The sequence below is a fragment of the Vibrio sp. OPT46 genome (genome assembly GCF_015163535.1).
In the GTDB taxonomy this organism is placed as follows: Bacteria; Pseudomonadota; Gammaproteobacteria; order Enterobacterales; family Vibrionaceae; genus Vibrio; species Vibrio alginolyticus.
On the sequence record NZ_JADDYG010000720.1, the window covers coordinates 1 to 1,496 of the forward strand.

At 40.5% G+C, this 1,496-nt stretch carries 2 protein-coding genes; both read right to left on the reverse strand.

Annotated features, from left to right (window positions below; all coding sequences use genetic code 11):
* Positions 1 to 359: 359 nt before the first annotated feature.
* On the reverse strand, positions 360 to 917 hold the full coding sequence (locus IQR33_RS25700) for a PhnA domain-containing protein (protein WP_005376350.1): 558 nt from the start codon (positions 915 to 917) through the stop codon (positions 360 to 362).
* 289 nt (positions 918 to 1,206) lie between these two features.
* Positions 1,207 to 1,416, reverse strand: a complete 210-nt coding sequence (locus tag IQR33_RS25705) for a YgdI/YgdR family lipoprotein (protein ID WP_005376349.1) — start codon at positions 1,414 to 1,416, stop codon at positions 1,207 to 1,209.
* Positions 1,417 to 1,496: the final 80 nt, after the last annotated feature.

Below are 1,496 nucleotides of genomic sequence, written 5' to 3' on the forward strand. Positions count from 1 at the left end.
ATGACAAATGTAGCTTTACCAACCTCTATGGATAAGAAAACCTACGCGGTTAACTTCAAAGGACTGATTGCTCACTTACTGGACATTCTATTTGTAGACAATACTGCGCCACGCAGTTACTACGCAGAAGACTTGTCAGCACATATTCAAAAAGACATCGGTATGTACCGTTAATATTGAAATAGTGTAAGAAATACCGGCCTATGAGCCGGTATTTTTTTATTTGTATAACATGCCTACTCAACCTACGCCTTAGAAAAGAAACACTCTAGAGGAGGTAGACATGATAGTAGATTAAGTGTTGTATAGAAAAACGGAGCACCATTGGTGCCCCGTTTTGACTTGACTGAAGTGAGATATTACTTCTTGCGGCAGTATTCTGCGATCACGTACATCGACTGACCACCATTTGCCTTACCCGAAACTAGCTTTGGATCATCGCCAAGGCTAATACCACGAATCACTGTACCTTGTTTGATTACTTGGTTAGTGCCTTTTACTGGTAGGTCTTTAATTACTGTTACATCGTCACCTTTCTTAAGTTCAGTGCCGTTACAGTCAACAGTTTTATCGTCAGCAGACATCCCTTTCATTGCCCAGTTCATTTGCTCTTCTTCCATGTACATCATGTCAAGAGCATCTTGAGCCCAGCTTTCTGTGTTTAGGCGAGTGAGTTGGCGCCATGCAGTCACTTGTACAGCAGGAACCTGGCTCCACATGCTTTCGTTTAGACAACGCCAGTGGTTAATGTCTTTTGGCTCATCGATCTCACCCAGACACTTATCACAAACCATGATGGCAGTATCAACCGTCACATTACCGTGAGGTGGGACAGCGTATGCAGTTAGTTGAGATTCAGAAGAACACAGTTCACATTTTGACTCGCAGCGCGCAAGCAGAGTAGCTTCAATAGACATAAGGACTCACCTTAGTAATGTTATTTTGTGGCGGTATTATCCACTTTATCCTGAGAAATAAAAGGGTGTTAGCGAATTAAAGACTAGATTTTACAATACTCCAACCTGATTAAGGTGAAGATGTAAAATATTCGCTAAATAAATAATACGGAAGTATAAAAGACACTATTAATTGTTTTGGCTTATGAATTGGTTGTGTCAATTTCTACAACGATTACAAGCCTAAAAGAGGTAAATGTAGAGAGAGGGTGGCTAGAACATAGCCCTCTAATTTACAGAGGGCCTGTCGTTAACGTTCGACAATCTGGACAATTTGCTCTTTTGAAATACTCATTTCTTTACCATCCATGTCTTCATATTCGTACATACCCGTTTCCTCGTTCAGGTCTGGTTTACCGTAAGAGGTAATAATTTTCCCTTCATTTGTCGACATCAGATATTGGCTACTTCCGCATGCAGCAAGAAGTAATACAGTGGCAATAACAGTCAATACGCGCATAGAGTTTTCCTTTTAAACAAGTGAGTTAGGCAAAGACATCGATTTAACTATAGCAGAGGAAATATGAGTGGGTTTGAATA

What these genes read in the sequence shown, in the direction of transcription:
- IQR33_RS25705 (WP_005376349.1), bottom strand. Translation starts at nt 1,416, where the DNA reads ATGCGCGTATTGACTGTTATTGCCACTGTATTACTTCTTGCTGCATGC.
- IQR33_RS25700 (WP_005376350.1), bottom strand. Translation starts at nt 917, where the DNA reads ATGTCTATTGAAGCTACTCTGCTTGCGCGCTGCGAGTCAAAATGTGAA.